General features: G+C 71.7%; 22 protein-coding genes. 14 read left to right on the top strand and 8 right to left on the bottom strand.

The features are described 5' to 3' along the window. The first annotated feature begins 30 nt into the window (after positions 1-30). The 3 genes from ACWDR3_RS16990 to ACWDR3_RS16980 all read left to right on the top strand — a co-directional run bounded on the left by ACWDR3_RS16990 (position 31) and on the right by ACWDR3_RS16980 (position 2,399). Entirely contained in the window at positions 31-249 is a 219-nt protein-coding gene (locus ACWDR3_RS16990) for a hypothetical protein (protein ID WP_185145972.1), read from the top strand. 132 nt (positions 250-381) lie between these two features. After that, on the top strand, positions 382-1,800 hold the full coding sequence (locus ACWDR3_RS16985; protein WP_450353306.1) for a flotillin family protein: 1,419 nt from the start codon (positions 382-384) through the stop codon (positions 1,798-1,800). Between the two features lie 152 nt (positions 1,801-1,952). After that, positions 1,953-2,399, top strand: a complete 447-nt coding sequence (locus ACWDR3_RS16980; protein WP_450353266.1) for a type II toxin-antitoxin system PemK/MazF family toxin — start codon at positions 1,953-1,955, stop codon at positions 2,397-2,399. Between the two features lie 13 nt (positions 2,400-2,412). Here the strand turns inward: ACWDR3_RS16980 and ACWDR3_RS16975 are convergent, their stop codons facing one another. Further along, positions 2,413-3,237, bottom strand: a complete 825-nt coding sequence (locus tag ACWDR3_RS16975) for a TIGR02452 family protein (RefSeq protein WP_450353265.1) — start codon at positions 3,235-3,237, stop codon at positions 2,413-2,415. Between the two features lie 292 nt (positions 3,238-3,529). On the opposite strand from ACWDR3_RS16975, the gene egtA reads away from it, so the two are divergent. From egtA to egtD, 4 genes are read left to right on the top strand one after another with little or no spacing between them, the layout of a single operon-like run. Next, complete coding sequence (gene egtA / locus ACWDR3_RS16970; RefSeq protein ID WP_450353264.1) at positions 3,530-4,831, top strand: ergothioneine biosynthesis glutamate--cysteine ligase EgtA; 1,302 nt, start codon at positions 3,530-3,532, stop codon at positions 4,829-4,831. Next, entirely contained in the window at positions 4,828-6,144 is a 1,317-nt protein-coding gene (gene egtB / locus ACWDR3_RS16965) for an ergothioneine biosynthesis protein EgtB (protein WP_450353263.1), read from the top strand. The genes egtA and egtB overlap by 4 nt, the downstream gene beginning before the upstream one ends. Further along, on the top strand, positions 6,144-6,935 hold the full coding sequence (gene egtC / locus ACWDR3_RS16960) for an ergothioneine biosynthesis protein EgtC (protein WP_450353262.1): 792 nt from the start codon (positions 6,144-6,146) through the stop codon (positions 6,933-6,935). Before egtB ends, egtC begins: the two co-directional genes overlap by 1 nt. Further along, on the top strand, positions 6,932-7,894 hold the full coding sequence (gene egtD, locus ACWDR3_RS16955) for an L-histidine N(alpha)-methyltransferase (RefSeq protein WP_450353261.1): 963 nt from the start codon (positions 6,932-6,934) through the stop codon (positions 7,892-7,894). Before egtC ends, egtD begins: the two co-directional genes overlap by 4 nt. Before the next feature lie 57 nt (positions 7,895-7,951). On the opposite strand, the gene ACWDR3_RS16950 is transcribed toward egtD, so the two are convergent. Next, positions 7,952-9,208 carry an extracellular solute-binding protein gene (locus ACWDR3_RS16950; RefSeq protein WP_450353260.1) on the bottom strand — a complete coding sequence of 419 codons (1,257 nt, stop codon included), beginning with the start codon at positions 9,206-9,208 and terminating at the stop codon, positions 7,952-7,954. Between the two features lie 243 nt (positions 9,209-9,451). On the opposite strand from ACWDR3_RS16950, the gene ACWDR3_RS16945 reads away from it, so the two are divergent. Further along, positions 9,452-9,667 (top strand): dodecin, encoded by a 216-nt coding sequence (locus ACWDR3_RS16945; RefSeq protein ID WP_123996504.1) that lies wholly within the window; start codon positions 9,452-9,454, stop codon positions 9,665-9,667. Positions 9,668-9,708: 41 nt separating this feature from the next. Here the strand turns inward: ACWDR3_RS16945 and ACWDR3_RS16940 are convergent, their stop codons facing one another. Next, positions 9,709-10,200, bottom strand: a complete 492-nt coding sequence (locus ACWDR3_RS16940; protein WP_450353259.1) for a phosphatase domain-containing protein — start codon at positions 10,198-10,200, stop codon at positions 9,709-9,711. Positions 10,201-10,250: 50 nt separating this feature from the next. Here ACWDR3_RS16940 and ACWDR3_RS16935 point away from each other — a divergent pair, with 50 nt between their 5' ends. The 3 genes from ACWDR3_RS16935 to ACWDR3_RS16925 all read left to right on the top strand — a co-directional run bounded on the left by ACWDR3_RS16935 (position 10,251) and on the right by ACWDR3_RS16925 (position 12,328). Then, the gene (locus tag ACWDR3_RS16935; protein WP_450353258.1) at positions 10,251-10,805 is read left to right on the top strand and encodes a YciI family protein; all 555 of its coding nucleotides are present in this window, start codon (positions 10,251-10,253) and stop codon (positions 10,803-10,805) included. A gap of 1 nt (position 10,806) precedes the next feature. Next, positions 10,807-11,250, top strand: a complete 444-nt coding sequence (locus tag ACWDR3_RS16930) for a (2Fe-2S) ferredoxin domain-containing protein (RefSeq protein WP_450353257.1) — start codon at positions 10,807-10,809, stop codon at positions 11,248-11,250. Between the two features lie 79 nt (positions 11,251-11,329). Beyond that, positions 11,330-12,328 (top strand): LLM class flavin-dependent oxidoreductase, encoded by a 999-nt coding sequence (locus ACWDR3_RS16925; protein ID WP_450353256.1) that lies wholly within the window; start codon positions 11,330-11,332, stop codon positions 12,326-12,328. Between the two features lie 12 nt (positions 12,329-12,340). Here ACWDR3_RS16925 and ACWDR3_RS16920 read toward each other — a convergent pair whose 3' ends face one another. Then, on the bottom strand, positions 12,341-12,898 hold the full coding sequence (locus tag ACWDR3_RS16920; protein WP_450353255.1) for a TetR/AcrR family transcriptional regulator: 558 nt from the start codon (positions 12,896-12,898) through the stop codon (positions 12,341-12,343). A 158-nt stretch (positions 12,899-13,056) separates the two neighbouring features. Between ACWDR3_RS16920 and ACWDR3_RS16915 the strand changes: the two genes are divergently transcribed. Beyond that, positions 13,057-14,076, top strand: a complete 1,020-nt coding sequence (locus ACWDR3_RS16915; protein WP_450353254.1) for an NAD-dependent epimerase/dehydratase family protein — start codon at positions 13,057-13,059, stop codon at positions 14,074-14,076. A gap of 75 nt (positions 14,077-14,151) precedes the next feature. Here the strand turns inward: ACWDR3_RS16915 and ACWDR3_RS16910 are convergent, their stop codons facing one another. Further along, entirely contained in the window at positions 14,152-16,635 is a 2,484-nt protein-coding gene (locus tag ACWDR3_RS16910) for an ATP-dependent Clp protease ATP-binding subunit (protein WP_450353253.1), read from the bottom strand. A gap of 168 nt (positions 16,636-16,803) precedes the next feature. Here ACWDR3_RS16910 and ACWDR3_RS16905 point away from each other — a divergent pair, with 168 nt between their 5' ends. Continuing rightward, positions 16,804-19,137, top strand: a complete 2,334-nt coding sequence (locus tag ACWDR3_RS16905) for an ATP-binding cassette domain-containing protein (RefSeq protein ID WP_450353252.1) — start codon at positions 16,804-16,806, stop codon at positions 19,135-19,137. Between the two features lie 151 nt (positions 19,138-19,288). Continuing rightward, positions 19,289-20,629, top strand: coding sequence for a jacalin-like lectin (locus ACWDR3_RS16900; protein WP_450353251.1), 1,341 nt, complete (start codon positions 19,289-19,291; stop codon positions 20,627-20,629). Here the strand turns inward: ACWDR3_RS16900 and ACWDR3_RS16895 are convergent. The 3 genes from ACWDR3_RS16895 to ACWDR3_RS16885 form a co-directional block, all read right to left on the bottom strand. After that, the gene (locus tag ACWDR3_RS16895; RefSeq protein ID WP_450353250.1) at positions 20,616-21,785 is read right to left on the bottom strand and encodes an alanine--tRNA ligase-related protein; all 1,170 of its coding nucleotides are present in this window, start codon (positions 21,783-21,785) and stop codon (positions 20,616-20,618) included. The genes ACWDR3_RS16900 and ACWDR3_RS16895 overlap by 14 nt on opposite strands. Before the next feature lie 119 nt (positions 21,786-21,904). Further along, on the bottom strand, positions 21,905-22,831 hold the full coding sequence (locus ACWDR3_RS16890) for a lysophospholipid acyltransferase family protein (RefSeq protein WP_450353249.1): 927 nt from the start codon (positions 22,829-22,831) through the stop codon (positions 21,905-21,907). Then, positions 22,831-23,604, bottom strand: a complete 774-nt coding sequence (locus ACWDR3_RS16885) for a GNAT family N-acetyltransferase (RefSeq protein ID WP_450353248.1) — start codon at positions 23,602-23,604, stop codon at positions 22,831-22,833. Before ACWDR3_RS16885 ends, ACWDR3_RS16890 begins: the two co-directional genes overlap by 1 nt. Positions 23,605-23,789 lie beyond the last annotated feature (185 nt).

Here is a 23,789-nt window from a genome sequence, read left to right as displayed (position 1 = left end):
TCCCCCGTGACCTGCCCGTACCCTGTGACCATGGACGATGTGTCGTTGGTCGGGCTCATGGGGCGGGTCACCGGGACGGTGGGCCCCGGGCTCGTCGGCGAGGTGATCGTCCGGGTGCGCGGCGGGGCCGAACACTTCCTCGCGTACGCCGCCTCGGGGACCGACCGGATCGAGCAGGGCACGGTCGTCATGGTCGTCGAGCATCTGCCGCCCAGGACGGTCTACGTAACAGCCGCGTACGACAGTTGAGCATGCTCCGCCCCAGGTGAGAGCCTTACGCGTCAAGATGGCAACAAGGAAAGGCCGGCGTCTTCAACCCTGTGCCGTACAGGCGCACACTCCCTTCGTTCGGTGCTTCAAGTGCACCATCAAAAGGGGGCGTTGCCGATGGTTGTCGGCGTCGTAGCGGGGGTGGCGGTTGTCGCCGCTCTCGTACTTATCGGTCTGTTCAAGTCGATGTGGCGGGTCGCGGAGCCGAACGAGGCACTCATCATCTCGGGCTCCAAACACCGTACCGAAGGCCTTGAGCCGGGCATGGGATTCCGCATCGTCACGGGGCGCGGCACGCTGGTGCTGCCCGGCGTGCAGGCGGTGCGCAAGCTCTCCCTCGACCTGAACGAGACAGAACTCCATGTGGACTGCGTGACCTCCCAGGGCATTCCGCTCAAGGTGCGGGGCGTGGTCATCTTCAAGGTCGGCGACGACTTCGTGTCGATCGCCAACGCGGGCCGTCGATTCCTCGATCAGCAGAAGCTGATGTCGGAGCGGGTGCACAACGTCTTCGCCGGTCATGTCCGGTCCATCGTGGGCGGGTTGACGGTCGAGGACATGATCCGCGACCGGGACAAGCTCACGGGGCAGACCCGGGCCGCCTGCGGTACGGAGATGGAGAAGCTGGGTCTGATCGTGGACTCGCTGCAGATCCATGAGATCGAGGATCCGACGGGGTACATCAAGAACCTGGCGATGCCGCACGCGGCGGCCGTGCAGCGGGACGCGCGGATCGCGCAGGCCGAGGCGAACCGGCGGGCCACGGAGGCGGAGCAGGCCTCGTTCGCGCGGATGGCGGAGGCCACCCGCGACAGCGAGATCCTCCAGGCCGGCTACCAGGCCGAGCGGGACAAGGCGGCCGCGGAGGCCCGGCAGGCCGGTCCGCTCGCGGACGCGGCGGCCCGGCAGGAGGTCGTCGTCCAGGAGACCCGGGTCGCCGAACTGGAGGCGCAGCGGCGGGAACAGCAGCTCCAGGTGGACGTCCGCAAGCCGGCGGACGCGAAGGCCTACGAGAAGCGCACTCTCGCCGAAGGTGAGCGCGACGCCCGGATCTCGGGGGCCGAGGCCAAGGCGAGGGAGACGGAACTGGCGGCCGCCGCCGAGGCGACCCGGGTCAGGGCGACCGGTGAGGCCGAGGCGGCCGCCGTGCAGGCGAAGGGGCTCGCGGCGGCCGAGGCCACCAAGGCCAAGGGTCTGGCCGAGGCGGAGGCCATCAAGGCGCGTGCGTCGGCCCTCGCCGAGAACCAGGAGGCCGTGGTCGCGCAGCAACTCGCCGAGAACTGGCCGGAGATCGTGCGGGCGGGCGCGTCCGCCTTCGGCAACGTCGACAACATGGTCGTCCTCAACGGGGCGGACGGCATGGCCGACATGCTCGCCAAGGCGCTCACCATGGGCGGCACCGGGCTCGGACTCGCCCGGCAGCTGCTCGCCTCGATGAACCAGAACGGGCAGGCCCCGAACGGGACTTCGGCCCTGAACGGCGGCACGACACCGCCGGCGCAGAAGGTGCCGGTGGACAAGGAGGCGTAGGGAGGCCGAGGGAGGCATGGGGGAACGGGGGCGGGTGAGCGGCGGGATCGCGTTTCCGACAACCGGCGGGACCGAACTCCCGACAGCCCGTCCCTGATCCCGACAGCGTGCCCGGGGGCCCTCTTCACGGAGGGCCCCTCTACGCTGCCCCCGTGACTGCGCATACCGATGAGAACGTCCCCGGCCGTTCCGGCCCGACCGCCACCACCGAGGCCGATGCCCGCAAGGTGGGCCGCGTCCGCACCGAGTACGCCCCCGCGCACGACGGCGACCCCGACCCGGGGGAGATCGTCTGGACCTGGGTGCCCTTTGAAGAGAACGACGGCCGCGGCAAGGACCGTCCCGTGCTCGTCGTCGCCCGCGAGGCCGCCGGCACGCTGCTGGCCGTACAGCTGTCCAGCAAGCGGCACGACGGCGACCGCGAGTGGGTGGCGATCGGCAGCGGGCCGTGGGACAGCACCGGTCGGGACTCGTGGGTCGACGTCGACCGGGTGCTGCGCCTGCACGAGCAGGGCATGCGTCGCGAGGCCTGCGCGCTGGACCGAGGCCGGTTCAACCTCGTACGCAACCGGCTGGCGGAGCGCTACGGCTGGAGCTGACGCCCCGAAATCCTCACGTCTGGAGCTGACGCTCCGGAAAAGCCCGTACGAAGGCCGCTCGGACCGCATGCCCCGGTGTGCGGTCCAGGATTCCGAACACCACGTGCTCGAAGGTCCCCGCGAACCGGCCGTCGGGGCCGAGCAGCGTGCGGAAGGCGCCCGCCACCTGCGCCGGGTCGTTCTGGAAGACCCCGCAGCCCCAGGCTCCGAGGACCAGGCGCCGGTAGCCCTGGGCGGCGGCCGTCTCCAGGACCCGCTCGGCGCGGGTCGCGAGGGCGGCCGGCAGGTCGGCGGTCCGCTCGGGTGTCCGCTGCTTGATGACGCCCGCGTTCGGTGCCGCGGCGGTCAGGAAGCCCGTCGTGTACGGCTCGTCCAGCAGGCTGCCGCGGTCGTCGCGGAAGACGGGGACGGCCGGTGAGTGGATGACGCGGTCCGTGTAGAACGGGTCGCGGTCGGCGCGGTGATGGTCGTAGAACTCCCGCGCCTCAAGCAGGCAGGTGTAGAGCGCGGAGGCGCGGCACAGGGCCTCCTCCTGCGCCTGGGCGCCGTTCAGGAAACCGCCGCCCGGGTTGCGGGCCGAGGCGAAGTTCAGGACGGCCGCCTCGCCGCCGAGCCGGTGGGCGGCCTCCAGGCTGCTCTCGCCGGTGACCTCGAAGTGGGTGTCGACCCGAGCGCTCAGGGGCACCTGTACAGGCTCCGGCCCGTACATCCGCGTGCCGGCCCGCGCCGCCTCGATCGGCGCGGCCAGGGACACCTCGCGTCCGTCGGACGCCCGGTAGGACCCGGCCGCCACGATCTGCTCGGTCTGCTGGGCGAGACCGCGCAGGCGCGCGCTCATGGCGCCACCCCCGTGGGCGCCATCCTCGCGTGCCGTGCGCGTTCCCCCGTCGAACTCATGGAGGAATCGTCGGCGATGCCGGTGGTGCGACGCAACGGAGTTTTCCCGTTCCCGCAAACGCCCAGGAAAGCCTCAGCAAACAGCCGGAAGGGAAAGATTACCGACCCGGAACGTGCCACTACGCACCCTTGTGCGATTCGACGCGAGGGTTTTGGGTGGGACGAGCGCTGCCGCCCGGAAGGCCCACCGGCCGGGGCGGTGGCATGGTGGAATCTCCAGGAGGGATCCTGATATGTCCGATTCGGTGAGTGACTGTACGGAGAACCGTTCCGCAGTCACCGAAGCCGAGGTGGAGGCCCTGGTCCGGGGCATCTGCTTCAAGACCGGCCCGCCCCGCACCCTCGGGGTCGAAGTGGAATGGCTCGTCCACGAGCTGCGCATCCCGCAGCTCCCCGTGACACCCGAACGGCTCGAAGCGGCCTACGCCGCTCTGCGGACCGTTCCCCTGAAGTCGGCGCTCACTGTCGAGCCCGGCGGCCAGCTGGAACTGAGCTCGCCGCCCGCCGCCTCGCTGACGGAGTGCATCGCCACCGTCTCCGCCGACCTCGACGCCGTCCGCTCGGCTCTGGCCGAGCACGATCTCGGCCTCGTCGGCGTCGGGCAGGACCCCTGGCACTCTCCACGCCGTTTCCTGCACGAGCCGCGCTACGACGCCATGGAAGCCTGCCTGGACCGCACCGGCCCGGCGGGCCGCGCCATGATGTGCACCTCGGCCTCCGTGCAGGTCTGCCTGGACGCCGGGTACGAGGAGCCGGGACCGCTCGGTCTCGGGCGCCGCTGGTGGCTGGCGCACCAGCTGGGCGCGGTCCTGGTGGCCGCCTTCGCCAACTCCCCGCTCGCCACCCGCCGGCCCACGGGCTGGCGCTCCACCCGGCAGCTGCTGTGGACGGAGATCGGCCCGGGCCGTGCGGGCGGGCCCGCGCTGGACGGCGCACCGCGCGAGTCCTGGGCCCGGCACGTCCTGGACGCGCCGGTGATGTGCGTACGGCGGGAGGAAGGGCCGTGGGACGTACCGGAGGGGCTGACCTTCCGGGAGTGGACCAGGTCGGGGGCGCCGAGGCCGCCGACCAGGGAGGACCTCGACTACCACATCTCGACGCTGTTCCCGCCGGTCAGGCCGCGCGGTCATCTGGAGCTGCGCATGATCGACGCGCAGCCCGGTGACGACGGCTGGATCGTGCCGCTCGCCGTGACGGCGGCGCTCTTCGACGACCCGGAGGCCGCCGAGACCGCCTACCGCACGGTGAAGCCGCTGGCCGAGCGTGCCGTGGGGCGGCCCGCGCCGCACAACCCGCTGTGGGTGGACGCGGCCCGCTACGGGCTTGCCGACCCGGAGCTGCGCGAGGCGGCGGTGACCTGCTTCGTGGCGGCCCTTGAGGCGCTGCCCCGGCTGGGCGCCGACGCCTCCGTCACGGACGCGGTGACCGCGTATCTCAACCGCTATGTCGTCCAGGGCCGTTGCCCCGCCGACGACCTGCTCGACCGCCTGCGCGGCACGGACAGCCGCGCCCTCGGGAAGGACATCCGCACATGACCGACCCCGCCCCCGATGCCGAGTCGCTCCGGGAACGGGCACTCACCACCCTGACCACCGCCCGGGAGCGCACCACGCTGCTGACCAGCTGCGTGGAGGACCCCGACCTGACCGCCCAGCACTCGCCGCTGATGTCGCCCCTGGTGTGGGACCTGGCGCACATCGGCAACCAGGAGGAGCTGTGGCTGCTGCGGGCCGTCGCCGGACGCGAGGCGATGCGTCCCGAGATCGACGGCCTGTACGACGCCTTCGAGCATCCCCGCTCCGAACGCCCCTCGCTGCCGCTGCTGCCGCCCGCCGAGGCTCGCAGCTACGCGGCCGAGGTGCGCGGGCGGGTGATGGACGTGCTGGAGAGCGCCGACTTCCACGGCACGCGCCTCACGGAGGCGGGCTTCGCCTTCGGGATGGTCGCGCAGCACGAACAGCAGCACGACGAGACGATGCTGATCACCCATCAGCTCCGCACGGGCCCGCAGGCCCTCACCGCCCCGGACCCGGACCCGGCCCCGCTGTTCACCGGCCCGGCCGAAGTCCTCGTCCCCGGCGGCCCGTTCACCATGGGCACCTCCGACGAGCCCTGGGCGCTGGACAACGAACGCCCCGCGCACCGGCGCGAGGTGGCGCCCTTCTACATCGACACGACCCCCGTCACCAACGGCGCCTACCGGGCGTTCATCGAGGACGGCGGCTACGACACCGAGCGCTGGTGGGCGCCCGAGGGCTGGGCACACATCCGCCGCACCTCCGTGCGCGCCCCGCTGTTCTGGAGCCGCGACGGCAAGCAGTGGCTGCGCCGCCGCTTCGGCGTCACCGAGGTGGTGCCGCCGAACGAGCCGGTGCTGCACGTGAGTTGGTACGAGGCCGACGCGTACGCCCGCTGGGCCGGGCGCCGGCTGCCCACCGAGGCCGAGTGGGAGAAGGCGGCCCGCTACGACCCGGCGGGCGAGCGCACCATGCGCTACCCGTGGGGCGACGCCGATCCGGCGCCCGAGCACGCCAACCTGGGCCAGCGGCATCTGCGCCCGGCTCCGGCCGGCAGCTACCCGGCGGGCGAGTCGCCGCTCGGGGTAAGGCAGTTGATCGGCGATGTGTGGGAGTGGACGTCGAGCGACCTGACGCCCTACCCGGGGTTCGTGGCGTTCCCGTACAAGGAGTACTCGGAGGTGTTCTTCGGGCCGGAGTACAAGGTGCTGCGCGGCGGTTCGTTCGCCGTGGACGAGGTCGCCTGCCGGGGCACGTTCCGCAACTGGGACTACCCGATCCGGCGGCAGATCTTCTCCGGGTTCCGCACGGCCCGCACAGGAGACGTCTGATGTGCCGTCACCTGGCGTACGTCGGCCCGCCGGAGCCGCTCGGACGGCTCCTGGTGGAGCCGGCGCACAGCCTGTACCGGCAGTCGTGGGAGCCGCGCCGGCAGCGGTACGGGACCGTCAACGCCGATGGTTTCGGGGTCGGTTGGTACGCCGACGGGGACCCGATGCCGGCCCGGTACCGGCGCGCCGGGCCGATCTGGGCCGACCTGTCCTTCGCCGATCTGGCCCGGGTGGTCAGGTCGGGGGCGCTGCTCGCCGCCGTGCGGGACGCGACCGTGCCGGGCGCCGACGGGGAGGCCGCGGCGGCGCCGTTCGCCGCGGGGCCCTGGCTGTTCAGCCACAACGGTGCCGTCAAGGGCTGGCCGGGATCGCTCGCGCCGCTGGCCCAGAACCTGCCCGTGGTCGACCTGCTGTCGCTGGAGGCGCGCAACGACTCCGCTCTCGTATGGGAGTTGGTCCTGGCCCGGCTGCGCGGCGGCGACTCCATGGGCCAGGCGCTGACGGACGCGGTCCCGGAGATCGCCGCGGCGGCTCCGGAGTCCCGGCTGAACCTGCTGCTCACCGACGGCGCGACCATCGCCGCGACCGCCTGGGGCGACACCCTCTGGTACCTCGCCCGGCCCGGCCACAGCGTCGTCGTGGCGTCCGAGCCCTACGACGACGACTCCCGGTGGCAGGAGGTCCCCGACCGCACCCTGCTCTCGGCGAGCCGCACCGACGTGCTGCTCACCCCCCTCAAGGAGCCGAACGAGACGCCGGCTCCCGCACCATCGAAGGAGCCGCGTTCGTGAGTCCCTTCCTTGTCACCCGCACCCTGCCCGAGGACGCCACCGAGGCCGCACTGCGCGCCGACGTCCAACAGGGCCTCACCGGCACACCCAAGACGCTGCCGCCGAAGTGGTTCTACGACGCGCACGGCAGCGACCTGTTCGAGCAGATCACCGAGCTGCCCGAGTACTACCCGACCCGCGCCGAACGGGAGATCCTCATCGCCCGCTCCGGAGAGATCGCGGAGGCGACCGGGGCGCGCACCCTGGTCGAACTCGGCTCCGGTTCCTCGGAGAAGACGCGCTACCTGCTGGACGCGCTGACCGGCGTCGACACGTACATTCCGGTCGACGTGAGCGAGAGCGCGCTCACCCAGGCAGGCCAGGCGCTGATCGCCGAGCGCCCGGACCTCCAAGTGCACGCGCTGATCGCCGACTTCACCGCCTCGCTGACGCTGCCGGACGCGCCGGGCCCGCGGCTGGTGGCGTTCCTCGGCGGCACGATCGGCAATCTGCTCCCGGCCGAACGGGCCGTGTTCCTCGCCTCGATCCGCTCGCTGCTCTCCCCCGGTGACGCGCTGCTGCTCGGCACGGACCTGGTCAAGGACGAGGGCGTGCTGGTCCGGGCGTACGACGACGCGGCCGGGGTGACGGCCGCGTTCAACAAGAACGTCCTGACCGTGGTCAACCGCGAGCTGGACGCCGACTTCCACCCCGACGCCTTCGACCATGTCGCGCTGTGGGACGCCGAGAACGAGTGGATCGAGATGCGGCTGCGCTCGCGCACCGAGCAGACCGTGAAGATCCCCGCGCTCGACCTGGCCGTCGACTTCGGCGCGGACGAGGAACTGCGCACCGAGATCTCGGCGAAGTTCCGGAAGGAGGGTGTGCGCGCCGAACTGGCCTCGGCCGGGCTGGAGTTGGCCCGCTGGTGGACGGACGACGAGGGCCGCTTCGCGCTGTCGCTGAGCGTGGCGACCTGAGTCGCCGCCGCTGAGCGCGGCGCGCTGAGCGGCCGGCCCCCGTCGTCCGAGTGTCGGTCAGTCGATGGTGTTGAGCGTCTCGGTGATCTGCCGGGACGCGCGCTTGGCCTCCGTGGCCGGGTCGGCCCCGCCGAGCACCTTGGTCATGTACGCCTTGATGGGGTTGTCGGCCTCCACGGCACCCCATTGAGCCGTACTGGGGGTCGCCCGCCCTCGCGCGGCTCCGGCCGCCATGGCGGCGACCCCCTCCTCGTCGGCGACGGACCGGGCGAGGGTCTTCTTGTTGGGCACGTAGTTCATCGCCTCGGCCAGCCGGGTGTTCCACTTGGCGCCGGCGAGGGCCGCGACGACGGCGACGGCACCGTCCTGGTCGTGCGTGTTGTTCGGTACGACGAGGTCGGAGCCGCCGGTGAAGACGGCGCCGGGTCGGCCGGCCGTTCTGCCGGGCACCGGGAAGAAGCCCAACTTGCCCTCCAGTTCCGGGTTCTGCTGGATCACGGTCCGGGCTAGCCCGGGGACGGCGATGATCTGGGCGACCTTGCCCTTGGCGAACTCGCCCGCCTGCGGCGGGTGTTCCTCGTCGGCGCCCACCGGCCCCTGGCCGAGCGCTTGCAGCCGCCGGTAGAAGTCCATCCCGCGCAGGGCCGCCGGGGTGTCCAGCGTGCCCCGCCAGCCACCGCCGTCCCCGTCATCGGCGAGGTCGCCGCCCTCCTCCCAGATGAAGCCGGCCAGCGTGTACCAGTCCTGTCCGGCGAGGTAAATGCCCTGGTTCCCGCCGGAGTTGAGCTTCTCGGTGAGGTCGAGCCAGTCGTCGCGGGTGCGCGGCGGGGCCTTGACGTCCGCCTGTCGGAACAGGTCCTTGCGGTAGATGACGACGCGGTTGGCCGCGTACCAGGGGATCCCGTACTGGTGGCCGATGAACTGTCCCGGCTCGGCGAGGCCGGGCAGCCAGTCGCGGCTCCCCCAGTGCAGCCTCGACTCCAGCGTCAGATCGAGCAGCCGGTCCCGCTCCACGTACTGCGAGACCTGGGTGTTGCCGACCTCGATGACGTCGGGTCCGTCGCCGGTGTCCTTGTCGAGTGCGGCCTGCACCTTGTCGCCGATGCCGGTCCATTCCTGGATGCGGATGTCGAGCCGGAGGTTGTCGTGGGCGCGCTCGAACTCGGCGGTGAAGTCGCGTACGAAGTCCGTCGAGGCGCTGTCCTTCATCAGCCAGACCTGGACGGCACGTCGGTCGCTCTCGCCGCCCGGCACGAGTCCGCAGGCGCTGACGAGTCCGAGCGGGGCGAGGGTGAGCAGGCTGCGGCGTCTCACGAGGGGTCCTGTTCTGTCTGGCGACAACTGTCTGCGGACAGGGGGAACGGGCCCGACATGGGGGGACGAGCGCAGAGCTCGTACGGGTGTCCAGGAGTTTGGTATGGACCAATGCGGACGTCAAGAGGTATCGGTTCGACCGGCCGGACATCTCGCGCTCCGCCGCAGCTTGGGGCACGGTGGAGTGACGCGCGACACACGTGACGTTCCGTTCATCACGGACGCACGGAGAGGAGCACCCGTATGTCGAACCACACCTACCGGGTCACGGAGATCGTCGGGACCTCGCACGAGGGGATCGATCAGGCCATTCGCAACGGCGTCGGCCGTGCCTCACAGACCCTGCGCAACCTCGACTGGTTCGAGGTGACGCAGGTCCGCGGCCAGATCGAGGACGGGGACATCGCGCACTGGCAGGTGGGCCTCAAGGTCGGCTTCCGCCTGGACGAGTCGGACTGAGACCGCTCCCCGTCAGTCGCTTCCCGTCAACCTGTTGCGGCTCAGGTCCGCCCGTCCCTCTCCTGAGCCGCGTTCAAGGCGTCGGAGGGGGCGGTCCAGCGGGCGCGTACGACCGTGAAGCCGGCGCGCCGGGCCTCCTCGCACACCAACTCGTCGTCGTCCACGAACACCCGGATCTCCCGGGTGCGGGCGAGCCGGCGCAGCACCTCCAGCTTGGTGCGGCGAGCCGGCCTGCGATCGTCGTTGCGGCGCATGTGGACCCGCCCCTCGGGCAGTCCGTGCGCGGCGAGCCAGGCGAGCGTGTCGCGCCGGCAGCGCTCGGGCCGCCCGGTCAGATAGACGACCTCGCACTCCTCGGCGCTCGTCAACGCCAGCGCGACACCCTCCGGAATGGGTGGATCGTGCGGCGCCGCGGTGAAGAACGCGTCCCAGTCCCGCGGGCTCCGTTCCAGGAAGCGCTGCCGATGAGCCGTATCGGCAAGGGTGTTGTCCACGTCGAACACGGCGAGGGGCCGTCCGCTGCTGTCGGTCACGTGATCAACCCTAGACACCCGCGGGCGCGCGGAGTCGATACGGTCTGCGCATGGTCTTCTACGTTCACGCTCAGGACAAGCCCGATGTGGGCGCCGAGTTGGACCAACGCGCCGAGGCGCACTGGTCGTACATGGACGGTTTCGCCGACCGGCTGATACTCCGTGGGCCGACGTTGTCCGAGGACGGCTCCGAGCACACCGGGAGCGTCCATGTCGTCGACATGACCGACCGCGCGAGCGCGGAACGGTTCGCGACCGAGGAGCCGTTCTGGCAGGCGGGCCTGTACCAGGAACTCACCGTGATCCGGGCGCTCGTCCTGGTCGAGGGCGAGGCCGACCGGAACATCCCGCACACCCTGATCACGGCCCACTGGCCCCCGCAGCCCCGCAGCGCCGACGACAGCGCCCCACGCCTCAAGGACGACCGCCTGTCCTTCCTGGCGCTCCTCGTCGACGACTACGGCTCGCACACCACGGGAATGGTGGCCACCGTGAGAGCCCTCCCGGAGGAGGCACCGGGCATCATCCAGCCCTACACCCATCGCGTCACCGGCAGGCCTGTGCCCTTCACCGCACAGCGCTGGAGCCGCGGCGGGCGTTCGTAGCATGGATCATGCTTCTCCCGTGCCCGCCCCGCTCCCCTCCCCTCGTACGCACGTGATCGGCGTCGCCCGGCAGCGCCCCTGCACACTCGTCGTGTGCCGGGGCTGCTGCTGCGGCGACCCGCGCAAGCACCCCGGCACCGATCACGTCGGTCAGCTGGACCGGCTGCGCGCCGCCGCTGCCGAGCACGGTTTCCAGGTGCGGACGACCGACTGCCTCGGCCCCTGCGACCAGGCGAACGTCATCGTCGTCCAGCCGTCGGCGGCGGGGCGCCGGGCCGGCGGGCGGGCCACCTGGGTCGGCTTCGCCATGGACGACGACTGCACGGAGGAGATCGTGAGCTGGGCGGCGGCGGGCGGACCCGGTCTGGCCGAGCCGCCGGTCACGCTGGAGCTGCAGTTCGTCCGGCCGCCGCGGGGAGCACGCGCGCGTACGGGACGACGGTGAGCCACCGGCGGGCGATCGGCGTGGGCCGCTGTGCGCGCGGGCCCGGGAATCCCCTGGCGCCCAGGGCGTTGAACACCATGTGACCTCTGCATTCGAAGGCGTACGGTTCTCCGTCCTCGACCGGTCCCGCACCCGTGAGGGGCATCGGGACGGGGAGGCGCTGCGGGACACCGTGGCGTTGGCCCGGGAGGCCGAGGTGTTCGGGTACCACCGGTTCTGGGTGTCCGAGCATCACGGCGTGCCCGGGGTCGCCGGGTCGGCGCCGACGGTCCTCGCGGCCGCCGTCGCGGGCGCCACGCGCAGTATCCGGGTGGGCACCGGCGGCGTGATGCTGCCGAACCATCAACCCCTGGTCGTGGCCGAGCAGTTCGGGGTGCTGGAGTCCCTCTTCCCGGGACGGATCGACATGGGGCTCGGCCGGTCGGTGGGCTTCACCGACGGTGTCCGCAAGGCACTTGGGCGCGACAAGGAGGACGCGGAGGACTTCGCCGGTCAACTCGACGAACTGCTCGGCTGGTTCGCCGGTACGTCACCCACGCGCGTCCACGCCCGCCCCTCCGAAGGCCTGAGCGTGCCGCCCTTCGTCCTCGCGATGGGCGAGGGCGCGGAGATCGCCGCACGCGCCGGGCTGCCGATGGTGATCGGCGACCTGCGCGGCCGGGAGAAGATGCAGCGCGGCATCGACCACTACCGCGACCGGTTCCGCCCCTCCCCCTGGGCTCCGGAACCGTACGTCGTCATCTCCGGCACGGTCGCCGTCGCCGCCACCCCCGAGGAGGCACGGCGCCTGCTGATCCCGGAGGCCTGGTCGATGGCGTACTCCCGCACCCACGGCACCTTCCCGCCCCTGCCGCCCGCCGAGCGCGTCGAGAGCCGCACCATGACCACGAAGGAACGCGGGTTCTACGAGGCGGGACTGGCCGGGCACATCGCCGGTACCGAGGAGCAGGTGGCCCACGAGTTGGAGACGGTGGTGAAGGAGACGGGGGCGCAGGAGGTGCTCGTCACGACCAGCACCTACGACCGTGCGGCGCTGGTGGACTCGTACCGGAGGCTCGGTCGGATCTTCGGGGGCTAGCGCGCCCGGTGGTCAGGCCTTGAGGCCGTCCACGATCAGGGCGAGGATGCGTACCGCCCGCTCCTCTGCGCCGGCGCGCTCGGGGTCGATCCGCCACAGGACGCTGAGCTGGAGCAGGACGTCCTCGGGGTCGAGCCCTGACTTGAGGGAGCCGTCGGCTGCGCCGGCGTCCAGCAGGACGCCGATGGCGTGGAGGAAGGGTTCGTAGTACTCGTCGTCGAGGCCGCCGTTGGTCGCCGCGTGGATGACCTCCGAGACGCCGAACTTGAGCCGCCCGTAGTGCGCGACCTCGTCGAACCAGAGGCGCAGGGCATCCAGGGGCTCGTGTTCCGTCAGCAGCGCGGGCGCCCGGTCGATCAGGTGCTGGATGTCGTGCCGGTACAGCTCCAGGACGAGCGCCTCGCGGGTCGGGAAGTGCCGGTAGAGCGTGCCGATGCCGACGCCGGCCTGCCTGGCGATCGCCGAGAGGGACGCGGAGGCGGAGGTGCCGAGCGCCTGACGGGCGACGGCCAGGATGCGCTCCCGGTTGTCGACCGCGTCTCTGCGGGTCGGTTTCGCGGGCGGGGTCACGGGGGCGGGACGTCCAATCGGCTCGGCTGTCGGCTTGCTTCTCGGTTGGGCCGTCGGCCCGGATTGCTAAGCGGAGGGGTCTCCGGTACGTTGAAGGAGAAGCGGAGGGGCCTCCGTTTCATTCTGACACAACCCGTCCCACTCCGTGGAGGACAGTCATGCCCGAGCTCGTTCTGGTCACCGGGGGCAGTGGTTACATCGCCGGCTGGTGCGTCGCCGAGCTGCTGCGGCGCGGCTACCACGTCCGGACCACCGTGCGCTCCCCGGAACGCGAGAAGTCCGTCACCGAGGCGGTCTCGACCGCCGTCGACCCGGCCGGCCGGCTGAGCTTCGCCGTCGCCGACCTCACGGCGGACGAGGGCTGGGAGGCCGCCCTCAAGGGCGTGGACCTCGTCCTGCACGTCGCCTCACCGCTCGGCGCCGCCTCCGACGACCCCGCCGCCCTCATCGGCCCGGCCCGCGACGGCGCGCTGCGCGTCCTGCGCGCGGCGACCGCGGCCGGCGTACGGCGAGTGGTGATGACGTCGGCGGCGAACGCGGCGAGCCCGTCCTCGTACGCCACCGAAGGCGTCACCGACGAGACGCTCTGGACCGATCCCGACGATCCGACGCTCATCCCCTACCGCCGTTCCAAGACCCTCGCCGAGCGTGCGGCCTGGGACTTCATGGAGGCCTACGACGGTCCGACCGAGCTGACCACCGTGCTCCCCGGCGCCGTGTTCGGGCCGATCCTGACCTCGGACAACCTCGGCTCGGTGGGCATCGTCGCGCGCATGCTCTCCGGCGGGATGAGCGGCGTCCCGCGGATCGGCCTGGAGGTGGTGGACGTCCGCGATCTCGTCGACGTCCACATCCGGGCGATGACGTCACCGGCGGCAGCGGGTCAACGCTTCCTCGCCACCGGGGAGTTCGTGTGGATGGCGGACATGGCGCGCACCCTGCGCGAGGGCCTCGGCGCAGAGGGTCGCCGCGTCTCCACGCGGCAGGTCCCGGACTTCGTCGTCCGCCTGGTGGCCCGCTTCCGGGACCCGTCGCTCCGCGAGATCACCCCGTCCCTGGGCCGCCGCAACCGGCACAGCACGGAGAAGGCCCGTACGGTGCTGGGCTGGGAGCCGCGGCCGGCCCGGGAAGCGGTGTTGGACTGCGCGCGCAGTCTGATCGCGCACGGGGTCGTCTAGAACTGGCCCTGGTACGGCCCCAGTTACCCAGGGCCGAACCGGTTCCGCTCGTCCGTGCCTCGCCGTTCCGGTTGTCTAGGACTCGCCCTGGTCCCGGACCGCGGTGACCTTGAGCTCCCCGTCCGCCGCGTCCACCCGCGCCCGGTCGCCCGCGCTCAACTCGCCCGCCAGCAGCAGGTCCGCGAGCCGGTCGTCGACCTCGCGCTGGATCGTGCGGCGCAACGGGCGGGCGCCGAAGTCGGGTTGGTAGCCGAGGTTCGCGAGCACGTCGGCGGCCTCGTCCGTGACCTCCAGGGTGACGTCCTGGGCGTGCAGGCGACGCCTGGTGTGTTCGAGCAACAGGTCGACGATCCTGCGCAGTTGGGTGCGGTCGAGGCCGCGGAAGACGATGATCTCGTCGATGCGGTTGAGGAACTCCGGGCGGAAGTGCTGGTTCAGGACCGGCAGTACGGTCTCGCGCACCTTGGCGTAGTCGTCCACCCCGGCCGCGAGGATGCGGTCGGCGCCGATGTTCGACGTCATGATGACCACGGTGTTCTTGAAGTCGACGGTGCGGCCCTGCGAGTCCGTCAGCCGTCCGTCGTCGAGGAGTTGGAGCAGCGTGTTGAAGACGTCGGGGTGCGCCTTCTCCACCTCGTCGAGCAGCAGCACGGCGTACGGCTGCCTGCGCACCGCCTCCGTGAGCTGCCCCGCCTCCTCGTGACCGACGTATCCGGGCGGGGCGCCGACCAGCCGGGAGACGGTGTGCCGCTCCTGGAACTCGCTCATGTCCAGGCGGATCATTCGGGTCTCGTCGCCGAAGAGAGCGGCGGCGAGCGCGCGGGCGAGTTCGGTCTTGCCGACGCCGGTGGGGCCGAGGAAGAGGAAGCTGCCGACGGGGCGGTTCGGGTCGCTCATGCCCGCCCGGGCCCGCCGTACCGCTCGGGCGACCGCCGTGATCGCCTCGTCCTGGCCGACGACCCGCTCATGGAGGTGCTCCTCCAGCTTCATCAGCCGGGCCCGCTCCTCCTCGGTGAGCTGGGCGACCGGGATGCCGGTGGTGCGGGAGACGACCTCGGCGATGTCCTCGGCGGTCACCTTCGGTGCGTGCTCCTCGGCCTGCTCCACGCCCGCCCGTTCGGCCTCGGCGTCCTTGATCCGGTCCCGCACCTCCCTGGCCCGCTCGTACTCCTCGTCGGCGACCGCCTGGTCCTTCTCGCGGTTGAGGGCGGCGATCCGGTCCTCGATGTCACGGGTGTCGGCGGGCGGGGTCTTGGCGCGCAGCCGTACCCGGGCCGACGCCTGGTCCATGAGGTCGATGGCCTTGTCGGGGAGGAAGCGGGCGGTGATGTAGCGGTCGGACAGTTCGGCCGCCGCGACGACGGCCTCGTCGGTGATCCGGACCTGGTGGTGGGCCTCGTAACGGTCGCGCAGGCCGCGCAGGATCTCGATGGTGTCGTCGACCGACGGTTCGCCGACCAGGATGGGCGCGAAGCGGCGCTCCAGGGCGGAGTCCTTCTCGATGTACTTGCGGTACTCGTCGACGGTGGTGGCGCCGATGAGGTGCAACTGGCCGCGGGCGAGGGCGGGTTTGAGCATGTTGCCCGCGTCCATGGCTCCGTCACCACCACCGCCGGCGCCCACGACGGTGTGCAACTCGTCGAGGAACAGCACCAGTTCGTCGCCGTGCTCGCTCACCTCGTCGAGGACCTTCTTCAGGCGCTCCTCGAACTCGCCGCGGTACTTGGTGCCGGCCACCATCCCGGCGAGGTCCAGGGTCACCAGCCGCTTGCCCTCCAGGGTCTTCGGCACATCGCCCGACTCGATCCGCTGGGCGATGCCCTCGACGATCGCGGTCTTGCCGACGCCGGGGTCGCCGATCAGGACGGGGTTGTTCTTGCTGCGCCGGGAGAGGACCTCGATGGTCTGCTCGACCTCCTCGTCCCGCCCGATCACGGGGTCGAGCCGGCCGGCCCGTGCGTCCTCGGTCAGGTCACGGCCGTACTCGTCGACCGTGGGCGTACTGCTGGGCCGCTTGCGCTCGGACTCGGCGCCAGTCCCCGAGGCGGGGAGCCTGCCGCTCTCCCAGCCGCTACCCGCGAGCGCCTGTCCGGCGGCCGACTCGGGGTTCGCTGCCAGGGCTCGGAGCAGGTGTTCGGGGCCGATGTACGAGGAGTCCTCGGCGCGGGAGATCCGGTAGGCGTCGAGCAGCGCGCGCTTGGCGGCCGGGGTGAGCGTGGCGGGCTCGGTCTTGGCGGCGCCGCCCCCGCCGGCGGTCAGCCGCTCCCGGAGCCGGTCCGGATCCGCGCCCGCCTCGGCGAGCAGCCGGCGGGTCGACTCCTGCTCGGTGGCGGCGGCCAGCAGATGCCGGGCGTCGAGTTCCTCGCTGCCCTCGACGGCGGCGATGTCCCGCGCCTGGGCGACGAGCTCGCGGGCCCGCTCCGAGAGCAGGCTGCCGATGTCGACGCGCTGGGTCCGGCGCGACGGCGCCGCCGGGCCGGAGCCGCCGAAATACCGGGACATCAGCTCGTCGAATTCCTCGAAGGGGCTGCGTCCGAAACCGAATCCGGGAGTGGTCATGACCACGGACCTTCCGTGTGGCGACTGGCATCCGTTCCTGTGGGGACTTGTGAGACTTCCCTAGTTTCTGCACCTTCTGCGCCTTCCAACGTGGCACAGGGCGCACGCCCTCGCACCCGCGCAGGTCAGCGGGCGTCGCAGGGCGGGCTCGCATAGACTCGCGGGGTCATGCAGCCCCCTCACGACCCTTATGTCCGCGTCCGCGGCGCCCGCGAGCACAACCTCAAGGGCGTGGACGTCGACATCCCGCGGGACGTGTTGACCGTGTTCACAGGCGTGTCCGGTTCCGGGAAGTCGTCGCTCGCGTTCGGCACGATCTACGCGGAGGCCCAGCGCCGCTACTTCGAGTCGGTGGCGCCGTACGCCCGCCGTCTCATCCACCAGGTCGGCGCGCCCAAGGTCGGCGAGATCACCGGCTTGCCGCCCGCCGTCTCCCTTCAGCAGCGCCGCTCGACGCCGACGTCCCGCTCGTCGGTCGGCACGGTCACCAATCTCTCGAACTCGCTGCGCATGCTGTTCTCCCGCGCGGGCACCTACCCGCCCGGCGCCGAGCACCTCGACTCGGACGCGTTCTCCCCGAACACGGCCGTCGGCGCCTGCCCCGAGTGCCACGGGCTCGGCCGCGTGCACGGTACGACGGAACAGTCGCTGGTCCCCGACCCGTCGCTGTCGATCCGCGAGGGCGCGATCGCCGCCTGGCCGGGCGCCTGGCAGGGCAAGAACCTGCGCGACATCCTCGACGCGCTCGACTACGACGTGGACGTGCCGTGGCGCGAACTCCCCGCCGAGCAGCGGGAGTGGATCCTGTTCACGGACGAGCAGCCGGTCGTCACCGTGCACCCGGTGCGGGACGCGGACCGCATCCAACGCCCGTACCAGGGCACGTACATGAGCGCCCGCCGGTACGTCATGAAGACCTTCGCCGACTCCAAGAGCCCGGCCCTGCGCGCCCGCGCGGAGCGCTTCCTGACCAGCGCGCCCTGCCCGGTGTGCGGCGGCGGCAGACTCCGCCCGGAGTCCCTCGCCGTGACGTACGCGGGCCGCACGATCGCCGAGGTGGCCGCGCTGCCCCTGGCGGAGCTCGCGGCGACCCTGGACGGCTCCTCGGCGGCGGCCCGCGTCCTCACCGACGACCTCAAGTCCCGTATCGCACCGGTCGTCGAACTCGGCCTCGGCTACCTCAGCCTGGACCGCCCCGCCCCCACCCTCTCCGCGGGCGAACTCCAGCGACTGCGCCTCGCGACCCAGCTGCGCTCCGGACTGTTCGGTGTCGTGTACGTCCTCGACGAGCCGTCCGCGGGACTGCACCCGGCGGACACGGCCGCCCTGTTGACGGTCCTGGCGCGGCTCAAGGCGGCGGGCAACTCGGTGTTCGTGGTCGAGCACCACCTCGATGTGATGCGCGGCGCCGACTGGCTGGTGGACGTGGGCCCGGGGGCCGGCGAGCACGGCGGGCAGGTGCTGCACAGCGGTCCGCCGGCGGAGCTGGCCGCCGTACCGGAGTCGGCGACGGCCCGCTTCCTCTTCGACCGCTCTCCCGCACCTGTCCGCCAAGTGCGTACCCCGCGCGGCCAGTTGAAGGTCGGCCCGGTGACCCGGCACAATCTGCGCGCGGTGACGGCCGAGTTCCCCCTCGGCGTCTTCACCGCGGTCACCGGCGTCTCCGGGTCCGGGAAGTCCACGCTGATCGGCGAGCTCACCGAGGAACTGCCGGGCGTCGAGCGCCTGGTGTCCGTGGACCAGAAGCCCATCGGCCGCACCCCGCGCTCCAACCTGGCCACCTACACAGGGCTGTTCGACGTCGTACGCAAGGCGTTCGCGGCCACCGACCAGGCCCGAGAACGCGGGTACGGCGTCGGGCGTTTCTCCTTCAACGTGGCCGGCGGGCGCTGCGAGACCTGTCAGGGCGAGGGGTTCGTCAGCGTCGAGTTGCTGTTCCTGCCGAGCACCTACGCTCCCTGCCCGGACTGCGGCGGGGCCCGCTACAACCCCGAGACGCTCGAAGTGACGTACCGGGGACGGAACATCGCGCAGGTGCTCGACCTGACGGTGGAGGGCGCGGCGGAGTTCTTCACGGACACCCCGGCGGTCGCCCGCAGCCTGGAGACGCTGCTCGACGTGGGGCTCGGCTATCTGCATCTGGGCCAGCCCGCCACGGAGTTGTCCGGCGGCGAGGCCCAACGCATCAAGCTGGCCAGCGAGTTGCAGCGCGGGCGGCGCGGGCACACCCTCTATCTCCTGGACGAGCCGACGACCGGTCTCCACCCGGCCGATGTCGAGGTCCTGATGCGCCAGTTGCACGGACTGGTCGGCGCCGGGCACACGGTGATCGTGGTCGAGCACGACATGGCGGTCGTGGCGGGCGCGGACTGGGTGATCGACCTGGGGCCGGGCGGCGGGGACGCGGGCGGGCGGATCGTGGCGGCGGGAACTCCGGTGGAGGTGGCGGGGGTTGGCGCGAGCGCGACGGCTCCGTATCTGGCGGCGGTGCTGGGACCGTAGCCCGCCCCTCCGTTCCCGCAGCTTTAATCCCGTCTCCATCATGCCGTCCTGTCAGGGCCGCGACAGATCGGGGTAACCAGCGGTAACTTCTGCCATGCCCCTATGGCAACCGCTTACTTCCCCGCTCACTTCCCCCAGGAGACACAAGCCCATGCGCAGAATCCTCGCCTGCCTGGTGGCGGCAGCCGCCGCCGTCGGCGGGCTCGCCGTGGCCGCCCCGCCCGCCGCGGCGGCCGACTCCGGCACCTTCAATGTGCTCAGCTACAACGTGGCCGGACTCCCCGAAGGCATCTCCAGCGCGCCGACGCCCCGTCAGTCCAGCACCACGACGATCGGCCAGCGGATCGCCCCGTACGACATCGTCCACGTCGAGGAGGACTTCAACTACCACGCCTACCTCTACGCCGCCGACACCGCGCACGCCTACCGCACGGCCACCAGCGGCGGGGCCGGCATCGGCAGCGGGCTCAACACGCTCTCCAAGATCCCTTACGACGCGGACGACTTCGAGCGGGTCGGCTGGAACTCCTGCCAGCTCGACTCGGGTGACTGTCTGACCCCCAAGGGGTTCACCTTCATGCGCGAGCGCCTCGCCGAGGGCGTGTACGTCGACTTCTACAACCTGCACACCAACGCCGGTACCAGCGACGGCGACCTGGCCTCGCGCGCCGACAACCTCAACCAGCTCACCGCCTTCATCGGCAGCCACTCGGCGGGCAACGCCGTCGTGGTGATGGGCGACACCAACACCCGTTACACGCGCGCCGGCGACACCATCGCCGAGTTCGCCGCCGCCAACGGCCTCACCGACCCGTGGGTGCAGCTGATCCGCGGCGGCACCCCGCCCGCCAAGGGCAGCGACGCGCTGGTGTGCGACCAGACCGGGACCACCGTGCCCAACACCTGCGAGGTCGTCGACAAGGTCCTCTACCGCGGCAGCAAGCTGGTCTCGCTGAACGCCACGTCGTACAACAACGAGCACTCCAAGTTCCTCACGGACGACGGGCTGATGCTCTCCGACCACGACCCGCTCACCGTCGGCTTCAGCTGGTCGCGCAACGCCTCCTTCCAGCTCAGCGACCAGTTCGGCGGCCCGCACGGCGACTACTACACGGACATCAACAGCGTCCCGGCCGCCGCCCGGGCCACCACCATCGGCCTGCGCGCCGGCTCCCGCGTCGACCAGCTGAGCGTCACACTCTCCAACGGCACCACCCTCGCCCACGGCGGCACGGGCGGCACCGCCTCCTCCTTGACCCTCGGCAGCGGCGAGTACGTCACCGGCGCCAACCTCTGCCAGGGCCAGAAGGACGGCCAGACCCGCATCTTCTACGCCAAGTTCACGACCAACCTCGGACGCACGCTGGCCGGCGGCACCACGACCTCCGACTGCGTGACCCGTACCGCGCCCTCGGGCTGGCAGATCGCGGGCTTCCACGGCCGCAGCGGCGACGAGGTCGACAAGGTCGGCTTCATCTTCACCCAGCGCTGATCCCGGCGACCAGCTCGCGGGGCAGGCCGTAGGTGTCGTGGAGGTAGGCGTAGTCCTCCTCGTCCAGCGGCCGGGAGCGGAACTCCGTCCGTGACAGGACCCGCCGGCCCCGCTCCAGCAGTCGGCCGAACCGCCGTTCCTCGTCCAGGAGCACCTCCCGGACGAGGTCGGCGTGTTCGGTCTGCCCGAAGTGGTCCAGCGTGTGCTCGATCAACTCCGAGGGCAGGTCGGCGAGTTCGCGTGAGGTGTCGTCGCGGCACAGGGCGGTGAGGAGACGGCGGATCAGGCGGCGCAGTACATAGCCGCGGCCGGTGTTGGAGGGGCGTACGCCGTCGCCGATGACCACGATGCTCGACCGAAGGTGGTCGCAGACCAGACGGGTGGATCGCTCGTCCAGGTCCCACAGGGAAGGGACCGTCCGCATCCACGGCTCGAACAGGTCGATCTCGTAGACGTCGCGGCGGCCCTGAAGGACCGTCAGCAGCCGTTCCAGGCCCATGCCCGTGTCGACTCCGGGTTGCCGCAGGGGCTCCAACTCGCCGTTCTCATGGCGGTGGTAGCGCAGATGGACGTGGTTCCAGATCTCGACCCAGCGCGGGTCGGTGGTGGGGGTACGGCGGGGCGGGCCGTCGCCGGTCCACACGAAGATCTCGGAGTCGGGGCCGCAGAGACCGACGGGTCCGTTGGACCACCAGTTGTCCTCGCCGGTGAGCTCCACCGGGATCCCCAACTCCTGCCAGGTGCGCAGGGATTCGTTGTCGGGGCCGACCTGGTCGTCGCCGCCGAAGACGGTGGCGTAGAGGCGCTCGTCCGGGATGCCGAAGCCGTCGCGCAGCAGCTGGTACCCCCAACTCAGGCTCTGTGGATGCCCGTAGTCGCCGAGCGACCAGGAGCCGAGCATCTCGAAGACGGTCAGGTGGGTGGCGTCGCCGACCTCGTCGAGGTCCGTGGTGCGCAGACAGCGCTGGACGTTCAGCAGGCGCCGGCCCTGCGGGTGGGGTCGGCCCTGGAGATAGGGCGTGAGGGGGTGCATGCCGGACGTCGTGAAGAGCACCGGGTCCCCGGGCGGGGGCAGCAGCGAGGTGCCGGTGACGGGCCGGTGTCCGCGCTCTCGGAAGAAGTCGGTGAACGTCCGGAGGGTCTGGTTCGTGTCCATGGCGGTGTTCCTTCACCTGAGGTCGGGGAGACCGGGAAGGACCGCGCGAACACAACGGGGAGAGGAGGAGAGAGTCGTCCCGGCGGTCCGTCTCCGGCCGCCGGGGAAGTGTGACGAGGTCAGACGTCGGCAGCCGGGGAGCTGGTCGCTCGCGCGGCTGCGGTGTGGGTACGCCTGATGTCCTGCACGGGCTCCACGCTAACAGCGTTCCGTCGGAACCTCCTCGGGATTTCCGTCCGGGCCACCAGGGCGACATGGGTCCAGTTCGGCTGGGTCGTCTCGCGGGGCTGCGCGGCCCGGGCCAGTGACCGGCGGTCGGGGTGGCTGCCCGGCGCGATGACGGCCCGTACGTCGACCTCCGCCACCAGGCCGCGCGTCGAGACCACGCGCCACACCGACGACAGCAGCGAGTCCTGCCCTATGAAGGCGGGCGCCGTGGTCGCCGAGCCTCCCTCGATCCGGTAGCGCAGCCGCACCGGCTGCACAGGGACACCGGCGTCGAGAGCGGCCTGGAAGACGGCCCGCCGGAACGAGCCCTGGGCGCGCCCGCACCAGGTGCTGCCCTCCGGGAAGACGGCCACCGCGCTGCCGGAGCCCAGCGCGTCCGCGATGCGGGCCACCGTCTCGGGGAGCGCGCGCAGCCGGTCCCGGTCGATGAACAGGGCACCGCTCCCGGCGGTCAGCACCCCCGCCACCGGCCAGCCCCGGATCTCCGCCTTGGCGAGCATCCGGGCCGGACGTACGGCCGCCATCAGCGGGATGTCCATCCACGAGATGTGGTTGGCGACCAGCAGCAGACCGCCGCCGGAGGGCGCGGCCCCGGTCATACGGAGCCGCACCCCCGCGGCCCGCACGATCCAGCGGCACCACAGCCGCACCGCCGCGGCGGGGATCAGCCCGCCGAGCGGCATCAGCATGATCCCGCCGAGCACCACGACGACGACCGCCATGAGGCGCAGCACGGCCAGGGGTACGGCCGTGAGGGACCGGGTGGGTTCGATGCACGCCCTGGGGGTGCAGGGCGCACTCGGCAGCCAGACGCTCATCAGGCCGGGACGAGCGAGAGGAAGTGCCGCAGATAGCGCGGGTTGACCCGGCGCATCGACAGCAGCACGTACAGGTCGGCGACACCGAAGTCGGGGTCGTGGGCGGGCTCCGCGCAGACCCAGGCGCCGAGGCGGAGGTAGCCGCGCAGCAGGGCGGGCAGTTCCGCGGAGGAGGCCGCGGGGACGGCGGCGTCCGGGACCCAGGGCAGCAGCGGGCGTACCCGGTACTCCTCCGGGGCGAGGTACTTGGCGCGCACCTTCTCCCAGGTGCCGGAGGCGAGCGCGCCGCCGTCGGCCAGCGGGATGGAGCAGCAGCCGGCCAGCCACTCGTGGCCGCGGTCGATCATGTACCGGGCGATGCCGGCCCAGATCAGGCCGATGACGGCGCCGTCGCGGTGGTCGGGGTGCACGCAGGAGCGGCCGACCTCGACGAGACCGGGGCGGATCCCGTCGAGCGCGCTGAGGTCGAACTCGCCCTCGGAGTACAGCCGTCCGGCGACCGCGGCCCGGTCCGGGGGCAGCAGGCGGTACGTGCCGACGACCTGGCCCGACACCTCCTCGCGGACCAGCAGGTGGTCGCAGTAGGCGTCGAAGGGGTCGATGTCGTAGCCGGGCTGCGGGGTGGCCAGCAGGGCACCCATCTCCCCGGCGAATACGTCGTGCCGCAGCCGCTGCGCGGCCCGCACGTCGGCCTCGTCGCGGGCGACGGAGACGGTGTAGCGGGTGGGCGCCGCGGGCTGCGGGGGGCGGTCGAGCGTGGAAACGCCGGTCATGGCTCTCTCCTGGTCGCGGGGCCGGATTTCGGCGGAGCAACGAGTGGGGCCGGTAACGTAGAACCGGCCGCAACAGTTCTTCCGACGCCGGTTGGCGTGCACGTGACGAGTGTCGGGAGAGCGGATGTGGACCTGTTGAATGGCGGGGGGCGGCGAAAACGCGAGACGGGGCCGGGGGTTGAGCA

It is taken from the genome of Streptomyces sp. NPDC001002 (assembly GCF_053599215.1).
Note: the sequence above shows the minus strand (reverse complement) of the source record. Positions and strands in the feature narration are given on the sequence as shown.